This window comes from Micromonospora sp. NPDC051300 (assembly GCF_044455315.1).
GTDB lineage: Bacteria > Actinomycetota > Actinomycetes > Mycobacteriales > Micromonosporaceae > Micromonospora > Micromonospora robiginosa.
On sequence record NZ_JBITEP010000027.1, the window covers coordinates 1 to 15,832 of the forward strand.

The 15,832-nt window shown below is 73.0% G+C and carries 13 protein-coding genes and 2 tRNA genes; 6 read left to right on the forward strand and 9 right to left on the reverse strand.

Annotation, left to right across the window (positions count from 1 at the left end; translation table 11 throughout):
* The first annotated feature begins 584 nt into the window (after positions 1 to 584).
* Positions 585 to 806 (forward strand): hypothetical protein, encoded by a 222-nt coding sequence (locus ACIA5A_RS24435; RefSeq protein WP_396766618.1) that lies wholly within the window; start codon positions 585 to 587, stop codon positions 804 to 806.
* 36 nt (positions 807 to 842) lie between these two features.
* Here ACIA5A_RS24435 and ACIA5A_RS24440 read toward each other — a convergent pair whose 3' ends face one another.
* Together ACIA5A_RS24440 and ACIA5A_RS24445 are read right to left on the reverse strand one after the other, a co-directional pair.
* On the reverse strand, positions 843 to 1,640 hold the full coding sequence (locus tag ACIA5A_RS24440) for a carbon-nitrogen hydrolase family protein (protein ID WP_396766621.1): 798 nt from the start codon (positions 1,638 to 1,640) through the stop codon (positions 843 to 845).
* 41 nt (positions 1,641 to 1,681) lie between these two features.
* On the reverse strand, positions 1,682 to 2,515 hold the full coding sequence (locus ACIA5A_RS24445) for an EamA family transporter (RefSeq protein ID WP_396766623.1): 834 nt from the start codon (positions 2,513 to 2,515) through the stop codon (positions 1,682 to 1,684).
* A gap of 41 nt (positions 2,516 to 2,556) precedes the next feature.
* Between ACIA5A_RS24445 and ACIA5A_RS24450 the strand changes: the two genes are divergently transcribed.
* Positions 2,557 to 3,180 (forward strand): helix-turn-helix domain-containing protein, encoded by a 624-nt coding sequence (locus ACIA5A_RS24450; RefSeq protein WP_396766626.1) that lies wholly within the window; start codon positions 2,557 to 2,559, stop codon positions 3,178 to 3,180.
* Positions 3,181 to 3,204: 24 nt separating this feature from the next.
* Here the strand turns inward: ACIA5A_RS24450 and clpX are convergent, their stop codons facing one another.
* The 5 genes from clpX to ACIA5A_RS24475 all read right to left on the reverse strand — a co-directional run bounded on the left by clpX (position 3,205) and on the right by ACIA5A_RS24475 (position 7,784).
* Entirely contained in the window at positions 3,205 to 4,497 is a 1,293-nt protein-coding gene (gene clpX, locus ACIA5A_RS24455) for an ATP-dependent Clp protease ATP-binding subunit ClpX (RefSeq protein WP_396766629.1), read from the reverse strand.
* 226 nt (positions 4,498 to 4,723) lie between these two features.
* On the reverse strand, positions 4,724 to 5,386 hold the full coding sequence (locus tag ACIA5A_RS24460) for an ATP-dependent Clp protease proteolytic subunit (RefSeq protein WP_091069591.1): 663 nt from the start codon (positions 5,384 to 5,386) through the stop codon (positions 4,724 to 4,726).
* Positions 5,387 to 5,400: 14 nt separating this feature from the next.
* Positions 5,401 to 6,042: an ATP-dependent Clp protease proteolytic subunit gene (locus ACIA5A_RS24465; protein ID WP_089158260.1), complete on the reverse strand. Its 642-nt coding sequence runs from the start codon at positions 6,040 to 6,042 to the stop codon at positions 5,401 to 5,403.
* Between the two features lie 173 nt (positions 6,043 to 6,215).
* Entirely contained in the window at positions 6,216 to 7,562 is a 1,347-nt protein-coding gene (gene tig / locus ACIA5A_RS24470; RefSeq protein WP_396766633.1) for a trigger factor, read from the reverse strand.
* A 148-nt stretch (positions 7,563 to 7,710) separates the two neighbouring features.
* Positions 7,711 to 7,784: transfer RNA gene (locus tag ACIA5A_RS24475), tRNA-Pro, on the reverse strand.
* A 123-nt stretch (positions 7,785 to 7,907) separates the two neighbouring features.
* Between ACIA5A_RS24475 and ACIA5A_RS24480 the strand changes: the two genes are divergently transcribed.
* Positions 7,908 to 7,981: transfer RNA gene (locus tag ACIA5A_RS24480), tRNA-Gly, on the forward strand.
* A gap of 17 nt (positions 7,982 to 7,998) precedes the next feature.
* Here the strand turns inward: ACIA5A_RS24480 and ACIA5A_RS24485 are convergent.
* Positions 7,999 to 8,646: an MOSC domain-containing protein gene (locus tag ACIA5A_RS24485; RefSeq protein WP_396766636.1), complete on the reverse strand. Its 648-nt coding sequence runs from the start codon at positions 8,644 to 8,646 to the stop codon at positions 7,999 to 8,001.
* 124 nt (positions 8,647 to 8,770) lie between these two features.
* Between ACIA5A_RS24485 and ACIA5A_RS24490 the strand changes: the two genes are divergently transcribed.
* Both ACIA5A_RS24490 and ACIA5A_RS24495 read left to right on the forward strand, forming a co-directional pair.
* A complete protein-coding gene (locus ACIA5A_RS24490) occupies positions 8,771 to 11,623 on the forward strand; it encodes an Hsp70 family protein (protein WP_396766639.1) in 2,853 nt (950 codons plus the stop codon).
* A gap of 102 nt (positions 11,624 to 11,725) precedes the next feature.
* Positions 11,726 to 13,837 carry a M14 family zinc carboxypeptidase gene (locus ACIA5A_RS24495; protein WP_396766642.1) on the forward strand — a complete coding sequence of 704 codons (2,112 nt, stop codon included), beginning with the start codon at positions 11,726 to 11,728 and terminating at the stop codon, positions 13,835 to 13,837.
* Positions 13,838 to 13,984: 147 nt separating this feature from the next.
* On the opposite strand, the gene ACIA5A_RS24500 is transcribed toward ACIA5A_RS24495, so the two are convergent.
* Entirely contained in the window at positions 13,985 to 14,509 is a 525-nt protein-coding gene (locus ACIA5A_RS24500) for a hypothetical protein (RefSeq protein ID WP_396766645.1), read from the reverse strand.
* Positions 14,510 to 14,608: 99 nt separating this feature from the next.
* Here ACIA5A_RS24500 and ACIA5A_RS24505 point away from each other — a divergent pair, with 99 nt between their 5' ends.
* Positions 14,609 to 15,829 (forward strand): GNAT family N-acetyltransferase, encoded by a 1,221-nt coding sequence (locus ACIA5A_RS24505; RefSeq protein ID WP_396766647.1) that lies wholly within the window; start codon positions 14,609 to 14,611, stop codon positions 15,827 to 15,829.
* The last annotated feature ends 3 nt before the right edge of the window (positions 15,830 to 15,832 follow it).

Below are 15,832 nucleotides of genomic sequence, written 5' to 3' on the forward strand. Positions count from 1 at the left end.
CCAAACAGACCAAAGCCTGCCCAGTCCGGGGTATAAAACAATTGGCACTGGCTTTACAAGCACCCTGTTGAGTTCTCAAAGAACAACCACACACCATCCGGAAGCTCTACATCGTAGAACCCCGTTTGGGGCAACCTCTCAAACTTACCCGACTCGACTTTCGCTGTCAACCTCGTGTCTGAGGCGATCAACTTGGTTCGAGTCGACCCACACTGACGCTCACCGTTCCCGGCGCTCGTTGCTCCCGTGGTTTTCGGCGGACCGGCCGGCGTCGCTCTCGCAACCACCCGCCCGGCTCCCTGCCGGCTTTCGAACCCTACCCGGTCGGCTTCGCGTTTGCAACTCCGTGTCTCCGAAGTCTTCCCGCACCGCCCGAATCCTCAGTCTGGCTCGGCGTCACCGCCACCAGCCCGGCGCCCGTTCTCGGCCGGTTTGCCCCGGCCTCCCGCGTGCAGAGAGAAAGTTACGCGGAGCCGCCCGCGAAGGCAAATCAATGATCGTCATTGCCTTCGCACGCCGCCGTCCGGCAGGAAAGACGCCTCGGAGCGGGACGCCCCGAGCCCGGCCGTGCCAGAGTGGTCGGCATGGCTGACCTCTCCCGGTCCCCGGCCCTCGCCGAGGAGGCCCTGCTCGGTCTCCTGCTGCCGTTCTGGCAGCTCGTCATCGGGGCCTTCGTGCTGGCCGTGCTGCTGCTGTCGGTGCGCGGTCTGATCCGGCGGGGTCCGTCGCGGATGACCACCGCGCTGCTGATCACCGCGGTCGCGATCGCCGGCTTCGCCGTGGTCGGCCTGCTCCTGGAGACCTGAGCCGGTGGGCCTGCTCCGGGAGACCTGAAGCGCGGGCTACAGCCGGCGGTTGGCGAGACTGGGCAGCTCGGCCCGGACGGTGCGGAGCCGGTCCAGGTCGATGTCCGCGACGGCCAGCCCCGGACCGTCGGCTACCTGGCTCACCACCGTCCCCCACGGGTCCACCACCATGCTCCGCCCGAAACACGTCCGGCCCGGCTCGTGGTCGCCGGTCTGGCCGGCGGCCGCCACGAAGCACTGGTTCTCGATCGCCCGGGCCCGCAGCAGCACCTCCCAGTGGTCGCGACCGGTGTGCATCATGAACGCGGCCGGCACCACAAGCAGTTCGGCGCCGCCGTCGACGGCGAGTTGCCGGTAGAGCTCCGGGAAGCGCAGGTCGTAACAGATCGACAGGCCGACCCGGAGCCCTTCCACGTCGACCGCCACCGGCTTCTCCCCCGGCGCGACGGTCGCCGACTCCTGATAGGAGACGCGGCCGGGGATCTCCACGTCGTACAGGTGGATCTTGCGGTAGGCGGCGGCGAGCGCGCCCCGGCGGTCGAAGACCAGCGAGGTGTTCCAGGTGTGGGCCGGGTCCGGGCCGGCCTCGTGGAACGAGCCCGCGATCACCCACATGCCGAGCCGGCGGGCGGTCGCGGCGAAGAACCGCCCCACCTCGCCGTCGACCGGCTCAGCCGGGGGCATCCGGTCGGCGGGACCGAGGTAGTCGACGTACTCCGGCAGGAGGGCGAGATCGGCGCCGGCCGCCGCGGCCCTGACCAGCAGGTCCTCGGCGGCGGCGAGGTTCGCCCCCCGGTCGTCGCGGGCGTTGAGCTGGCAGACGGCGACGCGCATGAACCCGAGGGTACGGGTTGGGGGCCGCCGAACGACAGGGCTCAGACGCTTGCCAGCACGAGCGCGGCGGCGGCGAAGCCGAGCCCGGCCAACTGCACCGGACGCAGCCGTTCCCGGTCCACCGCGAGCGCGAGCAGGACGGTGCTCGCCGGGTAGAGCGAGGCGATGGCGGCCACCACGCTGAGATGGCCTCGCCCGGCGGCGGCGAGGAACAGCGCGTTCGCCGCGGAGTCGAGCAGGCCGGCCGCGGCGGCCCAGCCGAGCACCCGCCGGTCCAGCCGCAGGCGCACGCCGGTGCGGGCGGCGAGCGCGAGGCCGAACGCGATCGAGCTGACGCGGACCGCGAGCACCGGCCACATGCCGGCGCCGGGGTCGGCCTGGCCGAGCAGTGCGAAGAAGATGCCGAAGAGCAGGCCGGCGGCGAGCGCGGTGCCGATGATCCGGCCCGAGACGCCGCCGGCGCCACCCCGCTCGCCCAGGCTGACGAGCGCGATCGCCACCACGGCCAGCCCGGCGCCGCCGAGCGCCACCGTCCCCGGGGAGTGGGCCACGACCAGACCGGCGACGATCGGCACCACCGCGGCGGTGATCGCGGTGACCGGCGCCACGACCGCCATCACGCCGGTGGCCAGCGCGCGGTAGAGCAGCACGACGCCGGCGGCGCCGGCCACCCCGGCGAGCAGCCCCCAGGCGAGGTCGACGCCGGTCGGTGTGCCGGGCACCACGAGCACCAGCACGACCAGCAGCGGCAGGCTGAGCATCTGCGACACCACGGTCACGGCGATCGGGTCGGCCCGGCGCGACGCCTTGCCGCCGGAGAAGTCGGCCGTGCCGAACGCGATCGCGGACACCGCGGCGAGCACAATGGGGAGCATCCCGTAGTCGTACCACAATAGTGACCGCGAAGGACAGTATGATGACCGAGGCCGGCGGACGGGTGGGCGCGGTGACCGCCGCGGTCGCCCGGCAGGTACGCGAGTTGCGGGCGGCCCGCGGCTGGTCGTTCGAGGAGCTGGCCGGCCGGTCCAGCGTCAGCAAGGGGATGCTGGTGCAGATCGAGGGCGGGCGGACCAACCCGAGCATCGGCACGCTCTGCCGGGTCGCCGACGCGTTCGGCGTCAACATCGCGCAACTGCTGGAGCCGGCCGAGGAGAACACGGTGCGGGTGACGTCTGCGGACGAGGCGCCGGTGCTGTGGCGCGGCGCGAACGGAGGGGCGGCGCGCCTGCTCAGTGGCATCGGCGAGCCGGACATGGTGGAACTCTGGGACTGGCGCATGCGGCCCGGCGAGGCGTTGCACTCCCCCGACCATCCACCCGGGACCCGGGAGATCCTGCACGTGCTGGACGGCGCCCTGACCGTCACCGTCGACGGCGTCGACCACGCGGTACGCGCCGGCGAGACGGTCGAGTTCCACGCCGACCGGCAACACGGCTATCGCACGGCGGGCGACGGGCCGGTGCGCCTGATGATGGTGACGGTCACCCCGTCGGGCGAGTGGGACCGGCGGACCCGGTCACGCGAACCGCGCCCGAGCTGACCCGGGCGCGGTCGCGGCGGCGGCTCAGGCCGACTTCTCCTCGCGGTCCCGGCGACGCCGGCCGGTGAACTCGCGGGGCACGATCGTCGGGTTGACGTTCTCCAAGACGACCTCGCGGGTGATCAGCACCCGGGCGGCGTCGGGGTTGCTCGGCACCTCGTACATCACGGAGAGGAGCACCTCCTCCATGATGGCCCGCAGGCCACGGGCGCCGGTGCCGCGGAGCATCGCCTGGTCGGCGATGGCCTCCAGGGCCGGCTGCTCGAACTCCAGCTCGACGCCGTCCAGCTCGAACAGGCGCTGGTATTGCCGGACCAGGGCGTTGCGCGGCTCGGTGAGGATCTTCACCAGGGCGTCCCGGTCGAGGCTGCGCACGTTGGTGATCACCGGGAGCCGGCCGATGAACTCCGGGATCAGCCCGAACTTCAACATGTCTTCCGGCATGACCTGGCTGAAGATGTCGTCGGTGGACCGCTCCGACACCGACCGGAGCCGGGCGCCGAAGCCGGTGCCGCCGGAGCCGGTGCGGGCCTCGATGATCTGGTCGAGGCCGGCGAACGCGCCACCGCAGATGAACAGCACGTTCGTGGTGTCGATCTGGATGAACTCCTGGTGGGGGTGCTTCCGGCCGCCCTGCGGCGGCACGTTGGCGACCGTGCCCTCCAGCATCTTCAGCAGCGCCTGCTGCACACCCTCGCCGGAGACGTCCCGGGTGATCGACGGGTTCTCCGACTTGCGGGCGATCTTGTCGACCTCGTCGATGTAGATGATGCCGGTCTCGGCGCGCTTGATGTCGTAGTCGGCGGCCTGGATCAGCTTGAGGAGGATGTTCTCCACGTCCTCGCCGACGTAGCCCGCCTCGGTGAGCGCGGTGGCGTCGGCGATCGCGAACGGGACGTTGAGCATCCGGGCCAGCGTCTGCGCCAGGTGGGTCTTGCCGCACCCGGTCGGGCCGAGCAGCATGATGTTGGACTTGGCCAGCTCGACACCGTCGCTGCCCGAGCCGGGCGCGCCGGCGGCCTCCGCCTGGATCCGCTTGTAGTGGTTGTAGACCGCGACGGCGAGCGCCTTCTTGGCCTGCTCCTGACCCACGACGTAGTTGTCGAGGAACTGGCAGATCTCCATCGGCTTGGGAAGCTCTTCCCACTTCACCTCGCCGGACTCGGCCAGCTCCTCCTCGATGATCTCGTTGCAGAGATCGATGCACTCGTCGCAGATGTAGACCCCGGGGCCCGCGATGAGTTTCTTGACCTGCTTCTGTGACTTGCCACAGAAGGAGCACTTCAGTAGGTCGCCGCCGTCACCGATCCGTGCCACCTACGTTCTCCCTGCACTCATCGGCCGAAGCGCCGGCCCTGACCTGCGGGCGCCGTGGCGCCCGTCCGTCCCTGTCGTCCCACTGTGCTGTCGGCTCCACCCGATCCGACCCGGAGCGGTACAGACCCGACGTTACCCGGTGGCCGGGTTTTCTCCGACCCCCAAAACGGGTGTGTCAGAGGTCGGCCGGGAACGACCCCCGACCGACCTCTGACCCCGCACGTGCTCAGCCCGCGGCGTGAGTCGCCAGCAGACCCTTCTTGCGGCTGGTCAGGATGGTGTCGACCAGCCCGTACTCCTTGGACTCCTCGGCCGTCATGATCTTGTCACGGTCGATGTCCTTGCGAACCTGCTCGATCGGCCGGTTGCAGTGGCGGGACAGCATGTCCTCCAGCTGCGTCCGCATCCGCAGGATCTCCCGGGCCTGGATCTCGATGTCCGACCCCTGACCGTAGCCACCCTCGGTGGCCGGCTGGTGGATGATGATCCGGGAGTTCGGCAGCGCCATCCGCTTGCCCGGGGTGCCCGCCGCGAGCAGCACCGCCGCCGCGCTGGCCGCCTGCCCGAGGCAGACGGTCTGGATGTCCGGCCGGACGTACTGCATGGTGTCGTAGATCGCCGTCATGGCGGTGAAGGAGCCGCCCGGCGAGTTGATGTACATGATGATGTCGCGGTCCGGGTCGGTGCCCTCGAGCGTCAGCAACTGGGCCATCACGTCGTTGGCCGACGCGTCGTCCACCTGGACGCCGAGGAAGATGATCCGGTCCTCGAAGAGCTTGTTGTACGGGTTCGACTCCTTCATCCCGTACGACGTGCGCTCGACGAACGACGGCAGAACGTAGCGGTTGTGCACGGCCGCGAACTGGGGCGGCAGGCTCAGGTCGGTCATCGTCAGCTCCTCGATCAGCTCAGGGTCCCGGCGCCATCCGGAACCTGCGCGGCCCCGATGATCACCTTGTCGATGAAGCCGTAGTCCATGGCCTCCTGGGCGGTGAACCAACGGTCGCGGTCCGAGTCCGCCTCGATCTGGGCCTGGGACTGGCCGGTGTGGTGCGCCACCCGCTCCTGGAACATCCGCTTCGTGTAGAGCATCTGCTCGGCCTGGATCGCGATGTCCGACGCGGTGCCGCCGAGACCGCCCGAGGGCTGGTGCATCATGATCCGCGCGTGCGGCAGGGCGTAGCGCTTGCCCTTGGTGCCGGCGCAGAGCAGGAGCTGCCCCATCGAGGCGGCCATGCCCATGGCCACGGTCGACACGTCGTTGTCGATGTACTGCATGGTGTCGTAGATCGCCATGCCGGAGTAGACCGAGCCACCCGGCGAGTTGATCCAGAGGAAGATGTCGCGGTCCGGGTCCTCCGCCGCGAGCAGCAGGAGCTGCGCGCAGATGCGGTTGGCCACCTGGTCGTTCACCTCGCTGCCCAGGAAGATGATCCGTTCCTTGAGCAACCGGTTGTAGACCGAGTCGTCGAGGTTGCCAATGGAGTCGCCACCGCGGGCCTCGATCGCCCGGAGCGACTTCTTGGGGATGTGCATGTCGGTCATGGCAGCCCTTCGCTCTCCGTACCGTCCTGTCCGACACTAACCGCTCGTCGTGCGGGCGCACTCCCGGTCGGGGCACTGTTCGCTCTCAGCGCAGTCACCCGCACGGCGTACCCGGAAAGGGTTTCGGCCGCCGCCCGGCGCTCAGCGCGGGACGGCGGCCGTCGCCGGAACGATCAGTGCTGGTGGTCGTGCTCGGCCTCGTTCTGGGCCCGCAGCGCGTCGAGGGAGACCTCGTTGCCCGCCGCGTCCTTGATCTTGATCTTCTCCATCACCGCGGCGAGCGCCTTGCCGCGACGGACGTCGCCGAAGACGGCCGCGGCGGCGCCGGAGCGGGCGAGCTGGTCGTAGTACTGCTGCGGGGCCATCCCGGCGCGCTGCGCCCGGTGCACGATCTCGTGCCCGAACTCGTCGTCGGAGACCTGCACGTCCTCGGCGTCGGCGAGCGTGTCCAGCAGGAGCTGGATCTTGACGCCGTCGGTCGCCGCCTCGGTCAGCTCGGCGTCGATCTGCTCCTCGGTCTTCTCCTCCGCGGCGAGGTATTCCTCCAGGGAGGCGCCGATGCGCTCGAGCTGGTCGACCATCGCGGCCTTGCGGCTCTCGACCTCCTCCTTGACGACGCCCTCGGGCGCCGGCACCTCGGCGGCGGCCACCATCTGCTCCAGGGCCTTGTCCCGGGCGGCGTAGATCTGCTCGACCTGCTTGCCCCGGGTCACCCGCTCGCGCAGGTCGCCGCGCAGCTCCTCGATGGTGTCGAACTCGCTGGCCATCTGGGCGAAGTCGTCGTCCAGCTCGGGCAGCTCCTTCTCCTTGACCGTGCGGACGGTCACCGCCACGTCGGCGTCCCGACCGGCGTAGTCGCCGCCCACGAGCTGGGTGGTGAAGGTGGTGCTGTCGCCGGCGGCCAGGCCGACCAGGGCCTCGTCCAGGCCCGGCAGGAGCTGCTTGCTGCCGACCTCGTGCGAGATGTTGCTCGCCGAGCCGCCGGGGACCTCCTCGCCGTCGACCGTGGCGTTCAGGTCGATCTGGACGAAGTCGCCCTCCTGGGCGGCCCGCTCGACGGTCTTCAGCGTGGCGAACCGCTCGCGGAGGCTGCTGATCTGCTCGTCGATCTCGCTGTCGGCGATCTCGATCTCGTCGACGGTCACCTCGATGGTGGCCGGGTCCGGCAGGGTGATCTCCGGCCGGACGTCCACCTCGGCGGTGAAGTTGAGCGAGTCGCCGTCGTTGAACTCGGTGATGTCGACCTCGGGCCGGCCGAGCGTCTTGAGGTCGTGCTCGCGGACCGCGGCGAGGATGTTCTGCGGGATGGCCTCCTGGATCGCCTCGTTGAGGACGGTCCCGCGGCCCACCCGCTGGTCGATCACCGCGCTGGGAACCTTGCCCCGGCGGAAGCCGGGAACCTGGACCTGCTGGCCGATCTCCCGGTACGCCTTCCTGAGGCTCGGCTCGAGCTCGACGAACGGCACCTCGATGGCGAGCCGCACGCGCGTCGGGCTCAGAGTCTCGACGGTGCTCTTCACAGGCGTACTCCTTGACGGATCTGGGTGTCGGTTCTGGGGCGTGATTGCGCGCATCGAGTGTAGGCGAGTCGGCCTGCGGCGTCGGCAGGGCCCGGTCACCGCGCGGAGAAACCGGCGGTTCCCGGGACGATCCGGTCGCGAACGACAGTCGGGGTGGCGGGATTTGAACCCACGGCCCCTCGCTCCCAAAGCGAGTGCGCTACCAAGCTGCGCCACACCCCGTGGCGACGAAGAGTGTATGCCGTCCGGACCCCCGAGTGGGTGACCGGGGCGCGGGTGGGCGCTGCGCGCCCGGTTCCCGGATTCGGTAGGCTGTCGGACGCGCCCCGCGACAGCGAGGCGATCGCGGGCGTAGCTCAATGGTAGAGCTTCAGTCTTCCAAACTGACTACGCGGGTTCGATTCCCGTCGCCCGCTCCACCACCACCACCCGCCGGTCAGGACAGCCGCCGGCGGATCCGTTCCCGGTCGTCCGCCGGCAGCGCGTCGGCCGCCAGCACCCGGGGCAGCAGCTCCGGCTCCGAGGTCACCGCGCGGAACAGGAACGCCACAGTCACCTCGTGCGCGGGCCGGTGCACGACCTCCACCGCGTCCCCGGCGCGCACCTCGCCCGGCTCCACCACCCGCAGGTAGGCCCCGGGCACGGCGGCGGCGGTGAACCGCTTGATCCAGCCCTGCTCCCCCAGCCAGCCCTGGAACGTGCCGCACGGAATGCGCGCGCAGGAGACCTCCAGCACGACGTCCGACCCGATCCGCCACCGCTCGCCGACGAGCGCGCCGTTGACGTCCAGGCCGGTCGTGGTCAGGTTCTCGCCGAAACTGCCGTCGCCCAGCGACCGGCCCAGCTCGGCCTGCCAGCGGTCCAGGTCCTCCCGGGCGTACGCGTAGACCGCCTGGTCGGCGCCGCCGTGGTGGGCCACGTCGTAGACGCGGTCGCCGGCCAGGCCGACCTCGCCGGTGCCCTTCGGGCCGGGCGCGGTGACCGACACCGGGCCCTCGACGGGTCGCTTGTCGATGCCTGTCGCCCCGATCCCCTTCCAGGGGTTGGGCTGCGGCCGGCCGACGTTCACGGAGAGCACCCTCATGGTCCACGACGATAGGCCCGGCGCCCGGCGACCGGCCAACGACTTCCCGGGCCGGGGTGCGCGGCGGCGCGGGCTGCGTACGATGCGGGCCGGACATGCCCGCGTCGGCCGGAGGTAGCGACGGATGTCAGGCCAGCAGGACGGTTTCGCGCTCGGCGTGGACCTCGGCACCTCCAACACGGTGGCGGTGCTGCGCCGGCCGGACGGGACCACCCGGCCAGTGCTCGTGGACGGCCAGCCGATCCTGCCGTCCGGCGTGTACGTCGACGCCGGCGGTCACCTGCACGTCGGGCGGGACGCCCATCGCCTCGCCCTGGCCGACCCGGCCGGCTACGAGCCGAGCCCGAAGCGGCGGGTCGACGAGGAGACCGTCGAACTGCGCGGCCGGGCGTACCGGCCGGCGGAGCTGCTGGCCGCGACGTTGCGGGCGGTCGGGGACGCGGCGGTGGCCGCGGTCGGGCACCTGCCCCCGGCGGTGGTCACGCACCCGGCGGCCTGGACCCCCGACCGCCGGCGGGTGCTGCACGACGCGGTGGAGCTGGCCGGCTGGCCGGCGGCGGCCGAACACACGCTCGCCGGGCCGATCGCGCCCGGCACCCGGCTGCTGCGCGAGCCGGTGGCCGCGGCCCGCTACTACACCCAGGTGCTGCGCCGGCCGGTGCCGGTGGGCGGCGTGGTGGCGGTGTTCGACTTCGGCGGCGGGACGCTCGACGTGGCGGTGCTGCGCAACGAGGGCGCCGACCCGTGGGGCGACTCCGGCTTCCAGCTCGTCGCCACCGGCGGGCTCGCCGACCTGGGCGGGCTCGACCTGGACGCGGCGCTGCTCGGGCGGCTCGGCGAGCTGGTGCGGCCGACCCACGGGCGGCAGTGGGCCCGGCTCACCGAGCCGGCGACCACCGCCGACCGGCGGGACCGCCAGCAGCTCTGGGACCACGTGCGCGGCGCCAAGGAGATGCTGTCCCGGGCCATGGTCGCGCCGGTGGCGGTGCCGGGGGTGGAGGCGGCCGTCCCGCTGACCCGGGCGGACTTCGAGCGCCTCGCCGCGCCGTTGCTCGCCCGCGCGGTCGCGGAGACCCGGACCGTCACCGCCGCCGCCGGGCTGCGCCCGGAGCAGCTCGCCGGGCTGTTCCTGGTCGGCGGCTCGACGCGGGTGCCGCTGGTGGCCCGGTTGCTGCACGCCGAACTGGGCATCGCGCCGACCCTGTTGGAGCAGCCGGAGCTGCCGGTGGCCGAGGGGGCGCTGACCGACCTGCCGCTGCCCCGGCGGGCCGGCCGGCCCGCCGCGCCCGTGCCGCCGGCGCCCGTGCCGCCGCAGGCCGCACCCCCGCCGGCCGCGCCGGCACAGGGCACGCCGACGAACGAGGGCGCGGCCACCGTCCCGGGCGCGGCGGAGCGGGACACGACCGTGGCACACGCGACACCGGCGCCGACGCGGCAGGACCCGGCCGGCGGGTACGCGGCTCCCGGCGGCCCGCACGGCACGCTCGTCGCCGACCCGCCCGGGTACACCCCGGCCGGCCACCGGCAGCCGGCGGGGTACCCGGCTGTCGGCGTACCCCCGGGGTCGCCGGTCGGTCCCGGCGGACAAGGACCCTGGTCCGGCGCTCCCGCCGGCCCGACTCGCGGCGGCGGCCGGCGGGGGCGGTGGCTCGCGGCGGGCGCCGGCCTGGTGGTCGTCGCGGTGGCCGCCGCGACGCTGCTGTGGGTGTTCCGGGACCGGCACCCGGCGCTCGACTTCCACACGCCGGTGGTGGTCGGGACCGTGGCCGTGGGCGACGAACGGCCGGGCGCGATGTTCACCGCGACGGTGGGCGAGCGGTCCTACCTGGCCTGGTCGCTGCCGGACGACCGGCTCACCGTGCGGGCGGTGGACGCCGCCACCGGCCGGAAGGTGTGGGAGCGGCAGACCGGGGCGAGCGCCGAACGGTGGGCCGGGATCCGGGCCCTGCCCGACGGCGTCGTGGTGCTCGCCGACGCCTCCGGATCGAGCACGACCCGGCCGCTGGCGGTGCTCGACGGCGACTCCGGCGAGCAGCGGTGGACCGTCGACATCGCCGGGGACGACGAGATCTTCCTCGGCGCCGGCACGCTGGTCCGGCTGGACCGCGCCGGCAACAAGCTGGTCGGGTTGCGGCTGGACGACGGCCGGGAGCGGTGGACGCAGGACAACCCGCGCACCGAGTACGGCGACACCCGCACGGTGGTGGTGCCGGTCGCCACCGGCGAGGCGCTCGACGGCGCGGCCCACCCGGACGGCTCGCCGAGCGCGCCGTGGTCGGGCGGGGCCGACCGGCTGGTGCAGGTGGGCGCGGACCGCTCGGTGCGGGTGCTGGCCATCGAGACCGGGAAGATCCTGCGCAGCCGGGGCAACGTGGCCGACCTCGACGACCCGGTGGCCGCCCGCGACGACCGGCTCTACGTGGCGGAGGGCGACCGCGGGCTGCGCCTGCTCTCCTACGACCTGGGCAGCCTCGGCACGCCCGACGTGCTCTACGAGGCCGACGCCCGGGACAGCCGGGCGAAGACGCTGGTCACCTGCGGCAAGCACCGCGCCTGCCTGCTGGAGGTGCCCGGCGCCGGCGCCGACGGCACGCGGGTGGTGGCGGTGACCGAGGGCGAGGGGAGCCGGCACTGGCCGGCCCCGCAGGCGGCCCGGCTGGTCCCGCTCGGCGAGCACCTGCTGGCCGAGCGGACCCTGCCCCGGGACGCGGTGACGGTGTTCGCGCCGGACGGGAAGCCGGTGCTGCGCGAGCGCGACGGGGTCGCGGTCCGGCTGGACGCCGGCAACCTGCTGCTGTTCGACAAGGAGCCGAGCGCCTACGAGGACGACCGCGTCCTGGCCGGGTTCGCGGTGGACGGCAAGCCGGTCGAGATGGGGCAGGTGAAGCAGATCCGCAGCGAGTCCTGCTCCTGGAACACCGAGATGCTGGTGTGCGGCGCGGACAAGGAGTTCCGGCTGTACCGGTTCGCCGGCTGAGCGGCGGGCCGGTCCGCCGGCCAGACCGAAAGTGAGCTTGACATCGGTCGATGCCTCGACTGGTCTGGACGTCAGTGAGATCGACGTCCGTCAGGAGGCACCTTGTTCGTCCGACGACGGTGGACCGCGCTCGCCACCACCAGCATCCTGATCACCGCCGGCCTGTTCCAGCCCGACCCCGGCGTGGCCGCGCCGACCGCCCCCACCGTCACCCTGGCGCCCGCCGAGACCGCGCTGGTCCGCGTACGGCTCGCCGACGAGGCGCAGCTCGCCCGCCTGGTCGCCGGCGGCGCGGACCTGGCCAACCGGCCCCGGTCCCGCGACGGCCACCCGGTCGCCGACCTCGTCCTCACCGGCCGGCAGCTCGCCGACCTCACCCGGCAGGGCGCGACAGCGGTGCAGATCGTGCAACGCGCCGACGACGGCGCCCGGCGGCTCGCCGAGAGCGCCCGCGCCGCGCAGGCGCGTACCCGGGCCGGGCTGCGCGCCGCCGACGGGGTGGACACCCTCCAGTTCCTCCAGGCCTACTGGTGGACCACCGGCGGAAAGACGTTCCTGCAGGCCCAGGTGGCCACCACCGCCACGGACGACCCGGACGTGGAGATCACGGTGAGCTGGCGCACCGCCGACGGGGCCACCGGCTCCTTCCCGCTCTACCGGTTCGAGGACTCGGGCGAGTACCAGTACCACTACGCGCTGCCGCAGCCGGTGCCCGGCCGGCCGGTGCAGCTCACCGCCACCTCCAGCCTCGGCGGGACGAGCCGGCCGGTCACCGCCACGCTCTGGCCGAACGCCACCCCGCCGCCGCAGCCGGCCGGCTACCAGAAGGACTTCATCGACGCCTACCTGACGCCCGTCGACATCAAGGCCCGCATCGCCCGGCTCGGCCGCCAGTACCGCGACCTGGTCGACGTCATCGACCTGCCGAACCGCACCCAGGGCTACCGTCGCACCGCCGCCGCGTACCTGGGCGACCCGGCGGTCGCCGCCGTGGTGGTCGAGTCGGTCCGCTTCGGCGACCAGGGCATGAACGGCGTGCAGGCGCGCACCGTCGACCCGGGCCGGCCGAACCGGCCGCTGGCCGTGCGCTACCGCGACCGGGTGCTCACCGTGTCGCTGGCCACCGACGGCGCCGGCAAGGTGACGAGCACCACCGACGACGTCGCCGCCGCGATCAACGCCCGGCAGGGCACACGCCTGCGGGCCACCGTCGAGGACGGCTCGGCCGGGCTGCCCATGCCGGTCGCCGGACCGGTACGCCTCGACGACGGGTTGCAGGGCGCCGAGGTGCCGGCCCGCCCGTGGACCGTGCAGGCGCTGCGCATCGGCAAGCACCGCGACGGCTCCCGGATCGGGGTGCTCGCGTACTCGCAGGAGCACGCCCGGGAGTGGGCGACGCCGCTTGTCACGCTGGAGTTCGCGGAGCGGCTGCTGGCCAACGCGCGCACCGACGCGGCGACCCGGGAGCTGCTGGAGCAGGTGGACGTGTTCGTGATCCCGACGGTGAACCCGGACGGCGCGAACTACTCGTTCCACGACTACAACTTCCAGCGCAAGAACCTGGTCAACCACTGCGCCGGCACCGCCCGCGACCCGAGGTACCGCACCAGTTGGGGCGTCGACGTCAACCGCAACTACACCGTGGGGTCGCTGTTCGACGGCTACGTGGGCGCCAGCGCCAACTGCCTGTCCGGCAACTACGCCGGCACGGCGGAGCTGTCCGAGGCGGAGAGCCGCAACGTCATCGACCTGGCCAAGGCGCACCCGAACATCAGGTTCGCGATGAACGTGCACTCCTACGGCGGCTACTTCATGTGGCCGCCCGGGGCGTACAAGGCCGACGGGCGGGTCACCCTGCCGCGACCGTCGATCGACGAGTCGACGCTGTTCCTGGCCAGCGCCCGCCGGATCGTCGGAGCCATCGCCGCCGAGCGCGGCACGGTCACCTGGCCGTCGCAGACCGGCCCGGTCGCCGACGTGCTCTATTCGGCGGCCGGCAACTCGGCCGACCAGCTCTACTACGAGCTGGGCATCTTCGCCTGGGACTTCGAGGTGGGCAACGACAGGTGGAACGAGACCACCGGCCAGTGGGAGGGCGTCGGCTTCCAGCCGCCCTTCGACGAGGCGCACGGCGAGTCCCAGGAGTATGCGGGCGGCCTGATCGAGCTGGTCCGGGTGGCCCGCGACCACGCGGCCGCCCGGACCACGCCCTGACCGCTCATCCCGACGGGCGACGGATGAACCGGGCGGGGCCGGGTAATGCCAGCGCCGTCCTGGAGGAGTGACGACCGGCGTCGCGGCGAGTACCGCGACCGGGTGTGCGGGCGGGCGGCGTGACGCCGCCCGCCCGCGCCGGGCGCCTCAGTTGCCGGTGACCCAGTTCCAGGCGGAGACCACCCACTCGGTCTGTTGGAGGTAGGCCACCCCCACCCCGGCCAGGAAGAGCGCGGTCAGCATGTGCGCGCCGCGGGCGCTGCGACGCACCCGGCCGAGCTGCCGCTCCAGGACCAGCCGGCCGATCAACCGGGTCAGCGCGAACAGGCCGACGGCGGTGAGCAGGCTGAGCACGAACGTGAGCAGCGGCGCCACCAGGTTGCCCCGGCCGGAGATCGCCCAGATGCCCCAGCAGACGAACGCGAACAGGGCGCCGGCCGCGCTCCACTCCCCGCCCCGGCGCGCCTGCGCCAGGTGCCAGCTCATCGACCGGCGCGGCGCCGGCTCACCGGCCCAGTCGCCGTGCTCCACGGTCGGGAACTGCTCGGTGCGGGGCGTGCGGCGCTGACCGACCGCCGCCACCCCGCGCCGGAACGCGTCCCGCTGCCCGGGCACCGGCTGGGGCGGCACCTCCACGGTGCGCTCCGCCCACGGCTGTGTCTGGTCCGCCATCTTCCGTCCTCCCCCTCGACCGACGTCGGCCTCGGTTCCGAGGGTAGCCACCCGGCAAATAGGGTGCCGACCCCCACGGTGATGGGGTACACACGGGCGATGACCGACGCGGTGGTGCCCCGGGCCGAGGACTTCGACGAGATCGGCGCGCTGCTGGCGTTGGCCTTCCACAACGATCCCGATCCCGAGGTGCACGAGGTCGAACGCCCGATCTTCGAGCCGGACCGGTCGCTGCTGGTCCGCGACGGCCGGACGGCGGTGGCACACGCCGCCGCGTTCGGCCGTGACCTGACCGTTCCCGGGGCGCAGGTGCCCGCCGCGCACGTCAGCATGGTGGCGGTGGCGCCCACGCACCGCCGCCGGGGCCTGCTCAGCGGGCTGATGCGCCGGCAGCTCCGGGAGATCCACGACGCCCGCCGGGAGCCGGTCGCGGTGCTCTTGGCCAGCGAGGGCCGCATCTACCCGCGGTTCGGCTACGGCTCCGCGGCCCAGCGACTGGTGCTGTCCGCCGACACCACCGGGCTGCGACTGCCCGCCCCGACGCCCGCCGAGGGCACGCTGCGCCTGGACCGCCCGGCCGGGCACGCCGACGAGCTGGCCCGGGTGTACGAGCGGGCGCGCGCCGACCGCCCCGGCTGGTCCCGCCGGGACGAGCGCTGGTGGGCGTACGTGCTGGCGGACGTGAAGAGCCGCCGGGGCGGCGCCACCGAGCGCCGGGTGCTGCTGCACGACGGGCCGGACGGGCTCGACGGGTACGCGCTCTACCGGACCAGGGAGGACTGGCCCGGCGACATCCCCCGGGGCGAGGTGCAGGTCGGCGAGGTGGTGGCGCACACGCCGGAGGCGTACCTGGCGCTGTGGCGGTTCCTGCTCTCGGTCGACCTGACCCGCCGGCTCTCCTTCCCGGTCGCCGCGCTCGACGAGCCGCTGCTGCGCCTGGTCGACGAGCCCCGCCAGCTCGCCCCGGTGCTCGCCGACGGGCTCTGGGTGCGGGTGGTGGACGTGCCGGCCGCGCTGGCGGCCCGCCGCTACGCCGCCGACGTCGACGTGGTGGTCGAGGTCGGCGACGACCTGCTGCCGGAGAACACCGGCCGCTGGCGGCTGGTCGGCGGACCGGACGGCGCGGAGTGCGCCCCCACCACCGCGCCGGCGGGGCTGGCCTGTGACATCCGCACGCTCGGCGAGCTCTACCTGGGCGGCGCCACCCCGGCCGCGCTGGCCGCCACCGGCCGCGTCCGCGAGCTGACCCCCGGCACCCTCACCCGCCTCACCCCCGCCTTCACCTGGCACCGCTCCCCCGTCCCCATGGAGAACTTCTGACCC

Coding starts and splice junctions, on each gene's coding strand:
- ACIA5A_RS24435 (WP_396766618.1), top strand. CDS start 585: ATGGCTGACCTCTCCCGGTCCCCGGCCCTCGCCGAGGAGGCCCTGCTC.
- ACIA5A_RS24490 (WP_396766639.1), top strand. CDS start 8,771: ATGTCAGGCCAGCAGGACGGTTTCGCGCTCGGCGTGGACCTCGGCACC.
- ACIA5A_RS24500 (WP_396766645.1), bottom strand. CDS start 14,509: ATGGCGGACCAGACACAGCCGTGGGCGGAGCGCACCGTGGAGGTGCCG.
- ACIA5A_RS24445 (WP_396766623.1), bottom strand. CDS start 2,515: ATGCTCCCCATTGTGCTCGCCGCGGTGTCCGCGATCGCGTTCGGCACG.
- ACIA5A_RS24485 (WP_396766636.1), bottom strand. CDS start 8,646: ATGAGGGTGCTCTCCGTGAACGTCGGCCGGCCGCAGCCCAACCCCTGG.
- ACIA5A_RS24505 (WP_396766647.1), top strand. CDS start 14,609: ATGACCGACGCGGTGGTGCCCCGGGCCGAGGACTTCGACGAGATCGGC.
- ACIA5A_RS24450 (WP_396766626.1), top strand. CDS start 2,557: ATGACCGAGGCCGGCGGACGGGTGGGCGCGGTGACCGCCGCGGTCGCC.
- ACIA5A_RS24465 (WP_089158260.1), bottom strand. CDS start 6,042: ATGACCGACATGCACATCCCCAAGAAGTCGCTCCGGGCGATCGAGGCC.
- ACIA5A_RS24460 (WP_091069591.1), bottom strand. CDS start 5,386: ATGACCGACCTGAGCCTGCCGCCCCAGTTCGCGGCCGTGCACAACCGC.
- ACIA5A_RS24440 (WP_396766621.1), bottom strand. CDS start 1,640: ATGCGCGTCGCCGTCTGCCAGCTCAACGCCCGCGACGACCGGGGGGCG.